Source organism: Streptomyces sp. NPDC048278 (assembly GCF_040652195.1).
GTDB lineage: Bacteria > Actinomycetota > Actinomycetes > Streptomycetales > Streptomycetaceae > Streptomyces.
The window spans coordinates 38,560-53,623 of the sequence record NZ_JBEZLP010000031.1 but is presented as its reverse complement, the minus strand read 5'-3'; the positions used below and the strand labels follow the sequence as shown (position 1 = coordinate 53,623).

General features: G+C 71.0%; 13 protein-coding genes. 7 read left to right on the top strand and 6 right to left on the bottom strand.

Annotated features, from left to right (window positions below; genetic code table 11):
• Window positions 1-80: 80 nt before the first annotated feature.
• Entirely contained in the window at window positions 81-881 is an 801-nt protein-coding gene (locus tag AB0D74_RS38145; RefSeq protein WP_362597292.1) for a hypothetical protein, read from the bottom strand.
• Between the two features lie 154 nt (window positions 882-1,035).
• A complete protein-coding gene (locus AB0D74_RS38140; protein WP_362597289.1) occupies window positions 1,036-2,922 on the bottom strand; it encodes a hypothetical protein in 1,887 nt (628 codons plus the stop codon).
• A gap of 337 nt (window positions 2,923-3,259) precedes the next feature.
• On the opposite strand from AB0D74_RS38140, the gene AB0D74_RS38135 reads away from it, so the two are divergent.
• From AB0D74_RS38135 to AB0D74_RS38125, 3 genes are read left to right on the top strand one after another with little or no spacing between them, the layout of a single operon-like run.
• Window positions 3,260-4,996, top strand: coding sequence for a GH25 family lysozyme (locus tag AB0D74_RS38135; protein WP_362597286.1), 1,737 nt, complete (start codon window positions 3,260-3,262; stop codon window positions 4,994-4,996).
• A gap of 23 nt (window positions 4,997-5,019) precedes the next feature.
• Entirely contained in the window at window positions 5,020-5,445 is a 426-nt protein-coding gene (locus tag AB0D74_RS38130) for a hypothetical protein (RefSeq protein WP_362597283.1), read from the top strand.
• Window positions 5,446-5,480: 35 nt separating this feature from the next.
• Window positions 5,481-6,230, top strand: coding sequence for a D-Ala-D-Ala carboxypeptidase family metallohydrolase (locus AB0D74_RS38125; protein WP_362597280.1), 750 nt, complete (start codon window positions 5,481-5,483; stop codon window positions 6,228-6,230).
• Window positions 6,231-6,291: 61 nt separating this feature from the next.
• Here AB0D74_RS38125 and AB0D74_RS38120 read toward each other — a convergent pair whose 3' ends face one another.
• Together AB0D74_RS38120 and AB0D74_RS38115 are read right to left on the bottom strand one after the other, a co-directional pair.
• The gene (locus tag AB0D74_RS38120; RefSeq protein ID WP_362597277.1) at window positions 6,292-7,392 is read right to left on the bottom strand and encodes a helix-turn-helix domain-containing protein; all 1,101 of its coding nucleotides are present in this window, start codon (window positions 7,390-7,392) and stop codon (window positions 6,292-6,294) included.
• 165 nt (window positions 7,393-7,557) lie between these two features.
• On the bottom strand, window positions 7,558-8,529 hold the full coding sequence (locus AB0D74_RS38115; RefSeq protein ID WP_362597274.1) for a chlorophyllase: 972 nt from the start codon (window positions 8,527-8,529) through the stop codon (window positions 7,558-7,560).
• A 288-nt stretch (window positions 8,530-8,817) separates the two neighbouring features.
• On the opposite strand from AB0D74_RS38115, the gene AB0D74_RS38110 reads away from it, so the two are divergent.
• Both AB0D74_RS38110 and AB0D74_RS38105 read left to right on the top strand, forming a co-directional pair.
• Window positions 8,818-9,135: a hypothetical protein gene (locus AB0D74_RS38110; RefSeq protein WP_362597271.1), complete on the top strand. Its 318-nt coding sequence runs from the start codon at window positions 8,818-8,820 to the stop codon at window positions 9,133-9,135.
• Between the two features lie 61 nt (window positions 9,136-9,196).
• A complete protein-coding gene (locus AB0D74_RS38105) occupies window positions 9,197-9,532 on the top strand; it encodes a hypothetical protein (protein WP_362597268.1) in 336 nt (111 codons plus the stop codon).
• A 21-nt stretch (window positions 9,533-9,553) separates the two neighbouring features.
• Here AB0D74_RS38105 and AB0D74_RS38100 read toward each other — a convergent pair whose 3' ends face one another.
• Both AB0D74_RS38100 and AB0D74_RS38095 read right to left on the bottom strand, forming a co-directional pair.
• Entirely contained in the window at window positions 9,554-11,149 is a 1,596-nt protein-coding gene (locus AB0D74_RS38100) for a cation acetate symporter (protein ID WP_362597265.1), read from the bottom strand.
• Window positions 11,146-11,505 (bottom strand): DUF485 domain-containing protein, encoded by a 360-nt coding sequence (locus AB0D74_RS38095; protein WP_362597262.1) that lies wholly within the window; start codon window positions 11,503-11,505, stop codon window positions 11,146-11,148. Before AB0D74_RS38095 ends, AB0D74_RS38100 begins: the two co-directional genes overlap by 4 nt.
• 553 nt (window positions 11,506-12,058) lie before the next feature.
• On the opposite strand from AB0D74_RS38095, the gene AB0D74_RS38090 reads away from it, so the two are divergent.
• Window positions 12,059-14,623: a nitrate- and nitrite sensing domain-containing protein gene (locus AB0D74_RS38090; protein ID WP_362597259.1), complete on the top strand. Its 2,565-nt coding sequence runs from the start codon at window positions 12,059-12,061 to the stop codon at window positions 14,621-14,623.
• Entirely contained in the window at window positions 14,620-15,054 is a 435-nt protein-coding gene (locus AB0D74_RS38085) for a roadblock/LC7 domain-containing protein (RefSeq protein WP_362597256.1), read from the top strand. The genes AB0D74_RS38090 and AB0D74_RS38085 overlap by 4 nt, the downstream gene beginning before the upstream one ends.
• Window positions 15,055-15,064 lie beyond the last annotated feature (10 nt).

Below are 15,064 nucleotides of genomic sequence, written 5' to 3'. Positions count from 1 at the left end.
GTGCAGGTGCGCTGTCGCTGATCGCGCAGTTCCTCCCCCAGCCTTCGGCCGGGGGTACCCCCAGCGCCCCTGGCGGGGCCTTATCCGACGTCGACGAAATCGCCGGTCGCCGTGGCCGGACCGGTGGTGGCGGTGCCGGCGAAGACGAACCGGAAGTAGCCGTCGGTCGCGGCCCTGGTGGTGGTGCGCAGGGCTCCGGCGGTGCCGCTGGTGACGGTCTTCAGGGTGGTGTAGGTGCTGCTTCCCTTCTTGCGGAACTGCAGTTTGACGGGCCGGCCCCGGTAGCCGGTGTAGCTGCCGCTCTCCCAGTTCGCGCGGGTCAGCCTGCCGGTGACGGTGACGGTCCTGCCCTTCTTCACCGGCTCGGGCGAGGCGTTCACCGTGACCTTGGCCAGCCGCTTGACCCGGGCCGTGCCCGCGGCGTCGGTCTCCGTCCAGTCGTCGGTGTGGTCCTGGGCCCCGGCGAGCACCTTCCAGGTGCCGGCCAGGCCGTTGTGGTCGAGGTCCCGCGCGGCGTCCACGGCGAAGCTCGCCTTGCAGGCGGAGGTGGCGGGATCGGTCGCCGACACCGTGCACGTGCCCGGCGGCGGGTACAGCGGCAGGATGCCGTCGGCGTCGTCGGTGTTCGGGCCGTGCCACAGGTAGGCCCACGACGCGGCGACGCCGTCCGGGTCGGTGGCGGTCCAGGTGATGGTGACGGTCTTCTTCGTGGTGAGGCCGAGGACGATGTCCTTGCCCCCGTCGACGACGACGTGCGTGAACACCGTGTCGCTCGGCGCGGCCAGGTCCGCGGCCAGCGCGGCGGTCGGCGTCACCGACGCGGCGAGGGCGGACAGGCCGGTGGCAAGGGATACGGCGGCGACGGCCGGGCGGATGCGCATGGAATCCCCTCTCGGGATCGACGGCCCGCCGCCTCCGTACGGCGGGTCCTGATGCTGCGTCACATCGACTAGACACACGAGGGTCGGCCACAGTTGCCCGCCGGTTCCCGCCGTGTTCACGCATCCCGGCCGGGACCCGCCGCGCCGCCCCGGGTCAGGATCTGCGCAGGACCCGGTTGGCCCCCGCCACCACCGTGCTCGCGAGGACCCAGCCCACACTCACCAGGACGACCACCACCCACTGCATGGCGCCGTGCGAGCTGTACGACCGCTCCTGCCCGAAGTCGACCACCGGCAGCAGCAGGTCGAGGGTGTACACGGCGGGCTGGAAGTCAGGGGGCGTGCCGTCGCCGTAGGGCAGCGGCGGCCAGGTCGCGAACAGCACCGTGCCGACGGTGAAGCAGAGGGCGAGCAGCAGCACCGCGCGCAGCGGCCGGTAGCCGTAGCCGACGGTGAGGTCCTGCAGGAGGCTCCAGAGCCGGGCGGGCCAGGCCAGGGTGGTGCGTCTGCGGCGCTGCTTGGCGAGCAGGACGAGGCGGGCGTCGGCGTCCCGGCCGTGGCGCCGGTAGTTGGCGGCGAGTTGCTCGTAGGGCTGCGGGGCGAAGCCGGCCGGGTCGCGGTCGAGCCAGGTCAGCCGGCGGTGCCCGGGCAGCACCGGTTTGGTGCTGTCGTAGGCGAGGCCCTCCAGGACCAGTGCGCGGGGCCAGCCGGCCGGGTCGTCGCGGAGCACGCCGACCCGGGTGTGGCTGAGGTCGACGATGCCGGCCGGTGCCTCGCGGGGCTTCAGGGTCAGCTCGGCGGCTGCGGAGCGCCGGCAGATCAGGGCCCGCTCCCCCGCCGGGACGTCCAGCAGGGCGTTCTCGAAGGAGAGCCGGGCCCGTACGGTGATGCTGCTGAGGGAGATCCGGCCGTGCGCGGTCAGCCCTTCGCTGCAGTTGAACTCCGCCCCCACCTCTATGCCGTTGGCCCGCAGGGCGGCGGCCCCGGCGTGGCCGGCCAGCTCGGCGCCCTCGAAGAGGGCCGAGCCGCCGACCCGGGCGTCGCAGAGGTCCACGGTGCCCTGCGCGGCGAAGCCGTCCCGGCAGTCGAGGTCGCCGCCGACATGCAGCCGGTGGGCCCTCAGCGCGGTGCCGGCCGGGTGGTGCAGCCGGGCCCGCCGCAGCACGACGCTGCCCCGTACCGCGGTGTCCCGCATGTCGACACTGCCGTGCACGGCGAGCCCCGAGCCGGCCTGGATGTCGCCGCCGACCGACGCGCAGAGCAACTGCAGGGCGGGGTCGGCGCCCGGTGCGTCCGGGCCGGCCAGGGTGGCGTCCTCCAGGTGGAGCGAACCGCCGATCGTGGCGCCGTAGAGGTTGATCCCGCCGTCGCTGGAGAAGCCCCGGTCGAGGTAGAGGCCACCGCCCACGGTCAGTTCGGGGGCCTGGAGGCAGGCCCGCTCCCCCTGGAGCCGGGCGCCGCGGAAGCCGAGGGTGTCCTGCACCCGGGAGCTCATGAGCCGGACCGGCCCGGTGCACACCAGGCCGGTCGCCGAGAGGTGTTCCTCGACGGCGAGCGACTGCGCGTCGACGGCCGCCGAGCCGTCGGGCGCGTGCACCGTCGAGCGGTCGAGCAGCAGATGCGTGCCGACGGTCAGGGAGCGGAGGTTCAGGGTGCCCTCGAAGGCGCAGCCCACGAACTCGCACTCCTGGCCGATCCGCGCACCGGCCGCGCTCAGCCCGGGCAGGGCGCAGTCCTTCAGCTGGAGCACCCCGAACTGCCCGCCGTCGAAGCAGGGCACCTCGTCGAAACGGCAGGAGTCGAGGCGTATCGCGCCCTGGACGGCGGCCTCGGCCAGGTCCAGGGTGCCGGTGATCCGGGCGCCGCGCAGCCGGAGCCGGGCCAGCCGCCCGGGCACGGGGCGGGGCGCGGCGACCAGCAGCCAGCGCAGGGCCTCGGCCCGCACCTCCGGCACGTCCGCGCACCACTCGCCCCGCCGGTACGCCTCCCACAGCCGTCGCTCGTGCGCCTCCCAGCCGTCCGGCGGGCCGTCGTCCGACACCCTGTGATCCCCCTTCACACACGTCCCCGCACACGGCTGCGAAGCAGGACGTTGTTACCCGACCGGTGGGATGGTCACGCCTGCCGACCGAGGTGGCCGTCAAGGCCGTCGGGGACGCCGGCCGGCCCGCGCGGCGGACGGCCGGTGGGGGTGGCCGCTCGTCCTCGCCCCCGGCCGTGTCCCACGCCCGTCCCAGTGGGCGTCCGTCCCCGCAGGTCAGCGCCGCGGGACCGTCCCGGCGTCCCGATCCCGGCGAGGGGATCCGGCCCGCGGGACCGCCGCTGCCAGCATGACCGGGCCGGGGCCTCCCGGCCAACTCACAAGAGGGGGAACACAGATGGGACGGAGGACGCTACTGCGGGGCCTGACCCTCGCCGTGGCAGCGGTCCTGCCCCTGTTCGGACCCACGGCGGTGCACGCGGCCCAGGCCGCGGCGACCGCCACAGCAGCCGCCACCGCGGTCGCGGTGTGCGGGCACACGAGCGAACAGCCCACGCTGCAACGGGGATCGACGGGGGACCCGACGGTCGAGGCGCAGTGCGAACTCGACCTCGCGACGAAGCCGAGCCGGTACACGCCGATCGCGGCAGACGGTTCGTTCGGCCCGGCGACCGAGACGCGGGTCAAGGAGTTCCAGGCGTGCGCCGGGCTGGGCGTGGACGGCGTGCTCGGCCCGCAGACCTGGGCCGCGCTGAACACCTGGGCCGCCCAGCCGCACACCTGCGCGACCCAGGGCACGTCGGCCACGGCGCAGGCGGCGGTCTGCGGCCACACCGACACCCGCCCGACGCTGCGCAACGGCGCGAACGGCGTCGAGGTCAAGGAGGTGCAGTGCCGGCTGAACCTGGCCATGGAGCCGTTCCACTACCCGCCGCTGACCATCGACGGCGACTTCGGGGGCGGCACCGAGGGCCGGGTGATCGAGCTCCAGCACTGCGCGGGCCTCAGCGCCGACGGCGTCGTGGGCCCCAACACCTGGGCGAAGCTGGTGGACTGGTCCAGCCGTAACGCGTACTGCACGCCACCGCGCCCGGCCGGCTACCCGGTCGACGGCCTGGACACCGCCAAGTACCAGCACCCGGGCGGCGCGCCGATCGACTGGAAGGCCGTGAAGGCCTCGGGCGTCGAGTTCGCGACGATCAAGGCCACCCGCGGCCTGAACGTCACCGACGAGTACCTCGCCACCGACCTGCCGGCCGCCCGGGCGGCCGGACTCGCCGTCGCGCCCTACCACTTCTACACGGGCTCGGCGGCCGACACGGGGGCCGCGCAGGCCGACCGGTTCATCGCCGCGGTACGGGCGACCGGGTACACCGGGCAGCGTGCGGGCGACCTGCCGCCGGTGTTCGACCTGGAGCGCATGGACGACGGCACCGGACGCTGCCCCGTCTACGGCACGGTGGCCGACGCCAAGGCCTGGCTCGACAAGGTGGAGGCTGCCTTCGGACGCACGCCGATCATCTACACCCAGAAGTCCTTCCTCGACGACTGCCTGGGTTCGACGACCGCGTTCGCCCGGTATCCGATGCAACTCGCGGACTACCGCCAGTCGATCACCCAGCCGCCGGTGCCGAACGGCTCGACGACCTGGTCGATGTGGCAGTACACCGACGCCGCGCTGTTCCCGGGCATCAAGGCCCCGGCGACCGCCGACGTGTTCAACGGCACCCAGGCCGACCTGGACCGCCTGGCCAACCGGACCTCCGCGCTCACCACCGCCTCGGCCGCCTCGGCCGCCTCGGCCGCCACGGCCGCCTCGGCCGCCACGGCCCGCACCGCCGCGACGACCTGCTACGGCGGAGCGGTCACGGTGCACTACGGGGAGGTCCTCGACTTCGGCCCGTACCGGACCACGAGCCGCTGCGCCGACATCAACATGCGTGTCGTCGGCGGCGACGCGGAGTACGTCGTCGCCTGCGTGAAGTTCGAGAAGACCGGCGTCTGCAACCGCTGGACCAAGGTCGGCTGGAGCTGGACCACCATCGCCACCGACGTCCTGGACGGGACCAGGTTCACCGTGCCCAACGGCGTGGACCTGGAGGGCAGTTCGGCCACCATCCAGATCGCCTTCTGACCCCCGGCCACAGGGAGACCATCATGATCCGCAACAGAACGCTGGCATCGGCCCTGTTCACCACGGCCGCGCTGCTCGCCGTGGGCGTCGCGCCCGCCTCGGCCCGGACGTCGGCCGCCTCGGCCGCCGCCACCAGCTGCTACGGCGGCGCGAAGACCCTGACCTACCACTACCAGGCTGCCGCCAAGGAGTACGGCACCTACACCACGTCCTCGCGGTGCAACGACATCAACCTGCGGCTCATCACGGACGAACCGGGCGTGTACCTGGACGCTTGCGTGGTGTTCGTCGACCACACCACCAAGTGCAACAACGGTGACGCGTACACCACACACGGTACCGAGTGGGGAACCGTCGCCACCGACGTCAAGGACGGCACCCACTTCGTCCTGCGCGTGCACGCCTACGACATCGACGCGCAGAACGTGACGTTCCAGATCGCCTACTGACCCCTTCCCCCGAAGCTCGACCCGAAAGGACGACCATGACCTCCTCCTCCCGTCCCCTGGACCGCCGCACCATGCTGCGCGGCACGCTGGCCGCCGGCGCCGGCATCGCCTTCGGCCAGCTGCTGTTCTCGGGCACCGCCCAGGCCTATTCCTGGTCGCGCACCCTGACCCAGGGCGCCACCGGCGCCGACGTGACCGAACTGCAGATCCGGATAGCGGGCTGGGCCGCGGACAGCGCGAGCCACAGCCGGGTGAGCATCGACGGGGACTTCGGCTCCGGTACGGCAGCCGCCGTGCGCCGCTTCCAGGCGGCGTACGGTCTCAGCGTCGACGCCGAGGTCGGCCCCAACACCCAGGCGAAGCTCAACTCGCTCGAGCAGTCGGACGGTTCCACGCTCCACTTCAACTGGAGCGAGTTCGTGAACCAGTCGGACGGCACCTTCAACGGCGGCAAGCTCAGCGCGTCGCAGGTGAAGGAGAACGTCCGGCGCTGCATGTACAAGCTGGAGGCACTGCGCAAGAAGCTGGGCGACAAGCCGATCACGGTCAACTCCGGCTTCCGCAGCATCGCGCACAACGCCGAGATCGGCGGGGCCAGCGACAGCATGCACCTGTACGGCACCGCGGCCGACCTCGACGTGCCCGGGGTGGCCACCAAGACCGTCTACCAGAAGGCGGAGACCTGCGGGTTCTCCGGTCTGGAGACGTACACCGTCGACCACCAGCACGTCGACAGCCGGGCCGACCTCGGCCGTGACTGGTGGTGGGAGGACGGCACGGTCTGACGCCGCTCTCGGGGGAGCGGAGCTCCGGGTACCGCCGCTTCGGTACCCGGAGCTCCGGGCTTCACCCCGCCGGTGTGCCCTTCGGGGTGCTGCTGGGCGTGCTGCTGGGTGCGCTGCTCGGTGTGCTCTTCAGCGCCGCCTCGCAGGAGGGCCAGTCGTGGAAGTCGTGCCGGACGCTCCACAGCCGGTGGGCCGCCCTGATGTTCCAGTCCGGGTCGAACGCCCGCAGCGGTGTGCCGTCGAGGTCCTGCAGCCGGGCGTCGGAGATCTGGAACACGCCCCAGTTACGGCTGCCGTTGGTGTTCGGCAGCACGTACAGCGGGTCGAGGAACGACGCGCACCGGGCGACGGCCACGGCGGTGCCGGGATCCTCGGTGAACACCTCACGGACCCGCTCCGCCACCCTGGACGGCGACCACGTCGTCATGCTCACCCGGTGGGCGTAGAGGGCCTTCTTGGTGGCGTCGTCGACCACATTGGTGGCCGGCAGCCCCGCCAGCACCTGGAACGCGGTGACCCTGCGCAGGGTCTCCGGCCCGAAGTCGCCGTCGACGGCGAGCTTCCCCTTCGCCCGCGCCAGCAGGGTCTGGACCTCGCGCACACAGGCGTCGTGCTGCCCCATGCTCACGGTCTTGCACGCCGGGGAGTCCAGCAGCCTGTCACCGGAGGCCGACGCGGCACCGTCAGGAGCGCTGCCGGGCAGCCACACGAAGCCGGCCACCAGCGCCACCGCGACCACGGCGGCCAGGACCGCGCCCCGGGGAGACAGCTTCTCGGGCACCCGGAACCACCGCGGTCGCCGGGGCTCCGGCGGGGCGACGTCGGTCCCGGGCGGGGGAAGGTCGTCCGGTACGGCGGTGTCGGCCCGCACGCCCTCCGGCGCGCTCTCCTCACCTGCCGCCGCCGGTGCGTCCCGGTCGGTGTCCGCCAGCGCCCACAGCCGGTGGAGTTCACGGAGTTCCTCCGCGTCGGCGCCGCACACCTTGGCGAAGGCGTGCACCACGCGGTAGTCCACCGGGACGCTGAGGCCGGAGCAGTACCGATGCAGGCTGGAACCGCTGACGCCCGCTTCCTTGCCGAGGCGGTCGTATCCCCGGCCACTGCGGTCCTTCAGCATCCGGAGACGGGCGGCGAACTTCTCGGTATGCGGAGAGGCAACCACACGTCCCCCGTTGCTCAAACCTCTACTGACGGGTAGAAGCTACACCGCGGGAAAGGAGCGCGTAGGCCCTTCCGTTGCCCTGACATGACTGCCAACGACCTTTTTCATGACGGTATTTGACAAGCCGTCAAACAAATCCGCCCGCTTGCCGTGTCCCCCTGTGCCCTACTTGCACTCGACCCGTCCCGCCGGAGCGGTTCCGGTCGTCAGCGCCTCGCACGCCTTCTGCCAGGCGTAGGGGTCGGACCGGAGCTGGGTGTGCAGGTAGGCCGCGGTGAGGTGGCCGAGGGCGGCGACGCGCTCGGGGCTCTCGTCGGTGGTTTCGTCGGCGTCGTATCCCGATATGCCGCCGAGCAGGTGCTCGGCGCCGAACAGGGTGAGCAGGGTCTTGGGGGCGGGGGCGAGGTGGTAGGGGTCGGCGTGCCAGTCGGGGCCGATGTCGGTGAAGTGCGAGGAGTCGTCCTTGTCGCCGGCGACGACCAGGGCCGGCGCGGTCATCGTGGAGAAGTCGGTGCCCTGGAAGAACGGCACCTTCCCGGCCATCGACCCGTTGAGCACGTCACCGCCCCTGCCGGGGGCGGCGAGCAGCACGCCCGCCTTGATCCGGGGTTCGCGCAGGTCCACTTCCGCCCCGGTGTCGGGGTCGGTCGTCCGGGCGCCCAGCAGCATGCTCGCGGTGTGGCCGCCGAGCGAGTGCCCGGCGACCGCGATCCGGTCGCGGTCGAGGCGACCCGCGAGCTGCGGCACGGCCTTCTCGATCTCGTCGAGCCGGTCGAGGACACGGCTCATGTCCTCGGCGCGCGAACGCCAGAAGAAGGGGGCTCCCGGCGCCCCGGCGAGCCGCCGGGCCAGGGTCCGCGAGCTGAGGTGCGTCGGCTGGACGACGGCGAACCCCGCGGCTGCCCAGAGGTTGGCGAGGGGCGCGTACCCGTTCAGCGACGAGAGGTTGTGGGAGCCGCCGTGCCCATGGGAGAGCAGGACGACGGGCAGACCGGTCCCGGTCGCGGGCACGGACACACGGACCTGAAGATCCACGGGCCGCCCGGGCACGGACAGGGTCACCGGGCTGTACGAGAGAACGGGAGCGAGCGGGCCGAAGCCTGCGATGTCGGTGTCGGTGTCGGCGGTTGCACTCATGAGGAGCGTTTCCCTTCTGCGTCCGGCTGCATCCGTCTGCGTCCGACCGACGCCGGAGAAACGGAACACTGTCCCGATTACTATCCGGAACGGCGTCCCGTTTTGTCAAGCGGCACCGGCGGGAGCTTCGGGAACTTGACGACGGCACCCCGGGACAGACACTCCACGCGAAGATCCGACTTCTTCCGTGCCTCCGCCTCTACACTTTCGCCGTCACACAGCGTGAGGAATAAAGTGAGAAGCGTAAACGAAATGCTCCGATCACAGCGTCCCTTTGTTCTCCGCGCGGTGTTGATCACCGCGCTCGTCGTACAGACCGCCGCACTCTTCGCCCAGGACTCGGAGATCGACTCCCTACGGGCACAACACATGGACCTCCAGGGACACCAGGTCGAGGTCGGCCCGTCCGGTCCGCCCGGTCCCGTCGGCCCGTCCGGTCCCGTCGGCCCGGCCGGCTCGGACGGCAAGGACGGCAAGGACGGACAGGACGGCCAGAACGGCACCAACGGACTCGACGGGAGGCAGGGCAAGGACGGGAAGGACGGCAAGGACGGCAAGGACGGGCAGAACGCCGTCGCCACTCCGAACCCGACCAGCACCCGCTGAACGCCGGCACCACACCTTCGCCGTCACACAGCGTGAGGACACTGTGAGAAACGTAAGAGAGATGCTGCGCAGACCGTGGCGCCCCCTGGTGCTCGCCACCGCGGTGGCCACGGCGCTCGTCGCGCAGTCGGCCGCGCTCGTCGTCCATCAGATGCAGATCGACGACATGTGGACGCAGAACATCGACCTCCAGGGCTACTACTCCGACCCCGGACCCTCCGGCCCGCCGGGCCCCTCCGGACCCCCCGGCCCGCGCGGCCCTTCCGGCCCGCCCGGCAAGAACGGCAGGCCCGGACGGGAAGGGCGGGAGGGAGCCGACGGGAGGGACGGGGACGACGGCCACAACGGAAGGAGAGGGCACCACGGGAGGACCGGCGAACCGGGCAAGGTCGTCTGACGCCGGTCCGGTCGTGACCGCCTACAACCGGGCGCCGATTCCGGTCAGCGCCCGGACCTCCATCTCCGCCTGCTTGTCCGGGTCCGCGGGACGCCTGCTGAGCACGGTGCCGAGGTATCCGCACAGGAACGAGAGCGGAATCGACACGACGCCGGGATTCATGAGCGGGAAGAAGTGGAAGTCGACGCTCTTGACGATCGACGTGGGGGTGCCGGAGACCGCCGGCGAGAAGACGATGAGCACGAGGCAGGACACCAGGCCGCCATAGATGCTCCACAACGTCCCCGACGTGTTGAAGCGTTTCCAGTACAGCGTGTAGAGCATCGTCGGCAGATTCGCGGACGCGGCGAGCGCCAGCGCCAGCGACACGAGGAAGGCGACGTTCTGGCCGTCGGCCACGATGCCGCCCACTATGGCCAGCAGACCGACCACGACCGCCGTCAGCCGGGCGACCCTGATCTCGGACCGGGGATCGGCCTTGCCGTGCCGAATCACGTTGGCGTAGACGTCGTGGGCGAACGACGCCGAAGCGGCCAGGGTCAGACCGGCCACGACCGCCAGGATCGTCGCGAAGGCCACCGCCGAGACGACTCCCAGGAGCACGACCCCGCCGATGCGGAAGGCGAGCAGGGGCGCCGCGGAGTTCTCCCCGCCGGGTGCGTGCACGATCGCGTCGGTACCGACCAGGGCGGTGGCGCCGTAACCGACCACCAGGATGCCCAGGTAGAACGTGAACATCGACCAGGAGCACCACACCACCGACCTGCGCGCCTCCTTGGCGTCGGGCACGGTGTAGAAGCGCATCAGCACGTGCGGCAGGCTGGAGATGCCCAGGACCAGCGCCAGGGCCAGCGACACGAAGTCGAGCCGGCTGATCGCGTTGTGGCCGTACAGACTGCCCGGCTCCAGCAGCCGCTCACCCAACGGGCTGTTCCGCGTGGCCTGTTCGAGCAGTGCCGAGAAGCTGAATCCGAACTTGCCGATGATGAAGACGCTGATGAAGGTCACGCAGACCAGCAGCAGGCCGGCCTTGATGATCTGCACCCAGGTGGTGCCCTTCATCCCGCCCACCAGCACATAGAGGAGCATGACGACGCCCACGCCGCTGATGAGGAGGGCCTGTCCGCCCCTGGTGTGCACGTCGAGCAGCAGGGCGACCAGCCCGCCGGCACCGGCCATCTGGGCGAGCATGTAGAAGAACGTGATCACCAGGGTCGCGTTGGCCGCCGCGGCCCGCACCGGGCGCTGCCGCATGCGGAAGGCCATTACGTCACCCACGGTGAACCGCCCGGTGTTGCGCAGTCGCTCACCGATGAGCAGAAGAGCGACCAACCAGGCGACGAGCCATCCGACGGAGTAGAGGAATCCGTCGTAACCGTGGACGGCGATCGCCCCGGAGATTCCCAGGAAGGACGCCGCGGAGAGGAAGTCCCCGGACATCGCGATGCCGTTCTGCACACCCGTGAAGGCGCTGCCGGCCGCGTAGTAGTCGGATGCCGTCTGGTTTCTGTTGGTGACCCGGTAGACGACGAACAGAGTGATGACGACGAAAATCAGGAACACGCTCAGATTGAGCGTGGGACTGCCGGTCGGGTCGGCGGCGATCTGCGGTGTCATTCCTCGTCGTCCCCCACCAGCTCGTGGATCCTGTCCACTTCCGGATCGAACTTCTTCCTGGCGAAACGCCGGTACGCCAGAACGATCGCGATCGTCGACGCGAACTGCAGCAGGCCGAGGACGGTGCCCATGTTGATTTCGCCCGCCACCTTGCGGCTCATGAACCCGTGGGCATAGGCGGAAAGCAGAGCGAACGCCATGTACCAGCAGAAGAAGAGCGCGCTCATCGGGAAGACGAACAACCGCAGCCGTCTGCGCAGTCGGGCGAACTCCTCGCTCTGTTGAATCGCGGAGTAGTCGGGCTCGCCGTCGTGACGGAACCCGGTGAACTCCCGCCCGGCAGGCCGCTCGGACACTTCGGAGGCGGGCGCCCCTGCCGGTCTGATCACGTTCCTCGTTCCTGGGATGTTCCTGGGCTGTTCCTGGCGATGCGGGCAGAGGACACACAGCTGCTCCCGCGACGAGCGAGGGAAGCAGCAAACCGTGGCCCCCGGGCGGTGGAGAGTGTAGTGAGATACCGCGTACCGTCAACCAACACCCGACGACTCGGGTGTTGAGCGGCGAAACCCGAAGGTCGTTTGATCTTCTTTTTGCCCGACGGTTACCGGAACGAACCTTGGCCGCACGGTGTCGCCGACCGGCCCACGAAATCTGGAGGACATGTGGGTAACGGTTTGATTCGTCGGCGGCAGGCCGGGGAACGGCATTGTTGCGGTTTGCCCGCTGCCCTAAGCTCGCCTCGGTTCCACAGCAGTTGACAGATCGGGACACAGCGTGCGGGCACCCGGGAGAGAACACCATCGTGGCAGGGTTCTGCAAGCAAGCTGTTCCGAGCACGGAGTTCATATCGTGACCGCCGCAGGACATGCGACCACGCGTCCAGTACGACCCTCACTGTGGGCTTCCGTCGTGCAGTGGCGGAACTGGCGGCTCCTCGTGAAACTGACGGCGGTGCTGCTCGTACCCGCCCTGCTCGCCGTCGGCCTGGGCGTCGTGCAGATCCATGACGACGTCACCCGCGCCAACTCCTACGCGGACCTGCAACGCCTGGTCAGGATGCGTGGTCAGCTGCGGACGCTGCTGGAAGCCCTGCAGATGGAACGCACCATGTCCGTCGAACAGTTGAGCGCCGACGCAGCGGACGCCACCGACACCGACACCGACACCGACACCGCGGGCACCGTCGACGGTCCCGCCGGCCTTCGCCGGCAGACGCGCAGTGTCGACAACGCCCGGACCGCCGTCACCCGCACGAGGAAGCAGAGCGTCTCCCTCACCGGCGTCGCGGCGCACCGTTACCGGGACGCCGTCGGCCTCCTGAACCGGCTGCCCGCCCTGCGCACGCAGGTGGCGTCGGGCCGTATCGGCTCCTGGACCGCGCTCGACGACTACGGCACGATCATCACGGGACTGCTCGATCTCGACCAGGCGCTCGCCAGCGGGTTCGCCACCCCGGAACTCACCCGGTCGGCAACCGCGTTGTACAGCCTGGAGGGGGTCGAGGAGCAGATCCACCTCGAACACGCGATCCTGCTCCAGGCGACAGGCCGGGGCCGTCCGACGACGCTGACGCTCGTCAAGGCGCTGCAGGAGGCCGACCTGCGCCTGCGGGACAGACTCGCGGCCTTCCGGGCCGTGGCCACCCCCGCGGAACTGAGCGACTACCGGCGGACGGTCACCGGCCCCGCCGTCGCCCGGCGCGCCCAGGTGGTGAGCGCCGTACTGGCCGTGCCCCTGACGTCGGGAGCGGGGGCGGGAGCGCGGGGGAACGCCGCCACGGCCCTGCATGTCCCGGTCGACAGCTGGACCCGTGACTCGGAGACCACCGGCGCTCTCGTCGACAAGGCGGCGGACGGCTTCCTGCGCACCATGCGCACCACGTCGGCCAGGATGCAGGACCGGACGAGCGACCAGGCGGGACTCGCGTCCGTCATCCTCTTCGCGGTGCTGCTGCTCGCCCTCGCCATCGGTCTCGGCATCGGCCGGCATCTGCTGCGGTCGCTGACCGTCCTGCGCTCGACCGCGCTCGACGTGGCGGAGCACCGGCTGCCGGCCGCGGTCGAAGACATGCGCGAGGGGCGGAAGGCGAAGACCGTCGTCGACGTCGTGCCGGTGCACACCACGGAGGAGTTCGGCCAGCTCGCCAGAGCGTTCGACACGGTGCACGCCGAGGCGGTGCGGCTGGCGGCGGAGCAGGCCGCGCTCCGCGGTGACCTCAGGGACACCCTGGTCAACCTCTCCCGGCGCAGCCAGAGCCTGGTGGACCGCCTGCTGCGGCTGATGGAACAGCTCGAACGGCACGAGGAGGACCCGGAGCAGCTGGCCAGCCTCTTCACGCTCGACCACCTGGCCACGCGGATGCGGCGCAACAACGAGAACATGATGGTCCTGTGCGGCAGCACACTGGTGCGCTCGTCCCACAGTGCGGCGGTGGACACCGTCCTGAGGGGTGCGGTCTCCGAGATCGAGCACTACCGGCGGGTGCTCGTCCAGCCCGGCCCCGCGGTCGACGTGATCGGGTACGCCGCCGGTGACCTGGGGCGGCTCGTCGCCGAACTGCTCGACAACGCCACCTCGTTCTCCCCGCCGCACACCCAGGTGGTCGTCACCGGCGCCCTGGAGCGCGACGGCTCGCTGCTGATCGAGATCCAGGACGAGGGGATCGGGATGAGCGCCGCGGACCTCGCCAGGTCCAACCGGCGGGTGGCGACGGGCACCGACACGGACACGCGCGCGTCCCGGCAGCTGGGCCTGCTCGTGGTCGGCCGCCTGGCCGCCCGGCACGGCATCGCCGTCGACCTGAGCTCGCAGCCGGATGTCAAGGGACTGCGGGCACGGGTACGGGTACCGGCAAAGCTGGTCACGGAGCAGGCGCCGACGCCAGCACCGACGCCGGCACCAGCATCGGCACCAGCACCGGCATCGGCGGGTCGCACGGATCGGCCCGGCACCGCGTCCGCACGCCCCGCCGCCGCGCTCCCGGTACGGACCCGGGGCGCCCGGAAGGACGCCGGTGACACGGCGGCAGGCCTGCCGCGGCGGCCGTCGGCGGTCCCCGCGGTGACGCCAGGCCCCGTCCCGGCCGAGGGCGACACGCCCCGTGAACCCGCAGCCCCGTCATGGTTCACCGTGCCGGCAGGCCACGCGGGGGACGACGCGGACGGGCACGACACGAACGGGCACGACACGAACGGGCACGACGCGGACGGGCACCAGGCGGACGGGCACGAGGCGAAGAAGCCCGGCCGGTCGGACGGCCTCACGCAGGCCGGGTTGCCTCGCAGGGTTCCGCGTACCCGGTCCGCTCCGGCGGCCGGGCCCGAGCCGTCCGCCACCGAGGACGGGAACGCGACGGCCGCGGACTCGAAGGCCGGGCGCGCCCAGAGTTTCCTCAGCAGCTACCAGTCGGGCATCCGTCGGACCTCGCCCGACCAGACGCACAATCCATCGGCGACGGGCAGGAAGAACCCATGACAGCACCCCACTCCCCGGAGGTGAGCCAGTTCGGATGGCTGGTCACCAACTTCACGCAGCGCGTTCCCCAAGTGGCGCACGCCGTGGTGATCTCGGCCGACGGACTGTTGCTCACCGCGTCGGACCAGTTGGCGGGAGACCGTGCCGAGCAGCTCTCCACCATCGCGGCGGGTGCCATCAGCCTGATCCAGGGTGCGGCCCGCTGCCTGGACACGGGGAACGCGTTGCGCACCGTGGTCCAGATGGAACACGGCAACATGCTGTTGATGTCGATCCGGGACGGGTCCTGTCTGGTCGCCCTGGCCGCCCCGGACTGCGAGATCGGCCAGATCGCCTACGAGATGACCGTGCTCGTCGACCAGGTCGGCGAGATGCTGACTCCGGAACTCCGTACCGAGTTGCAGCAGTTCCAGCAGGCCGCGGCCCGATAGCCCGGACGAG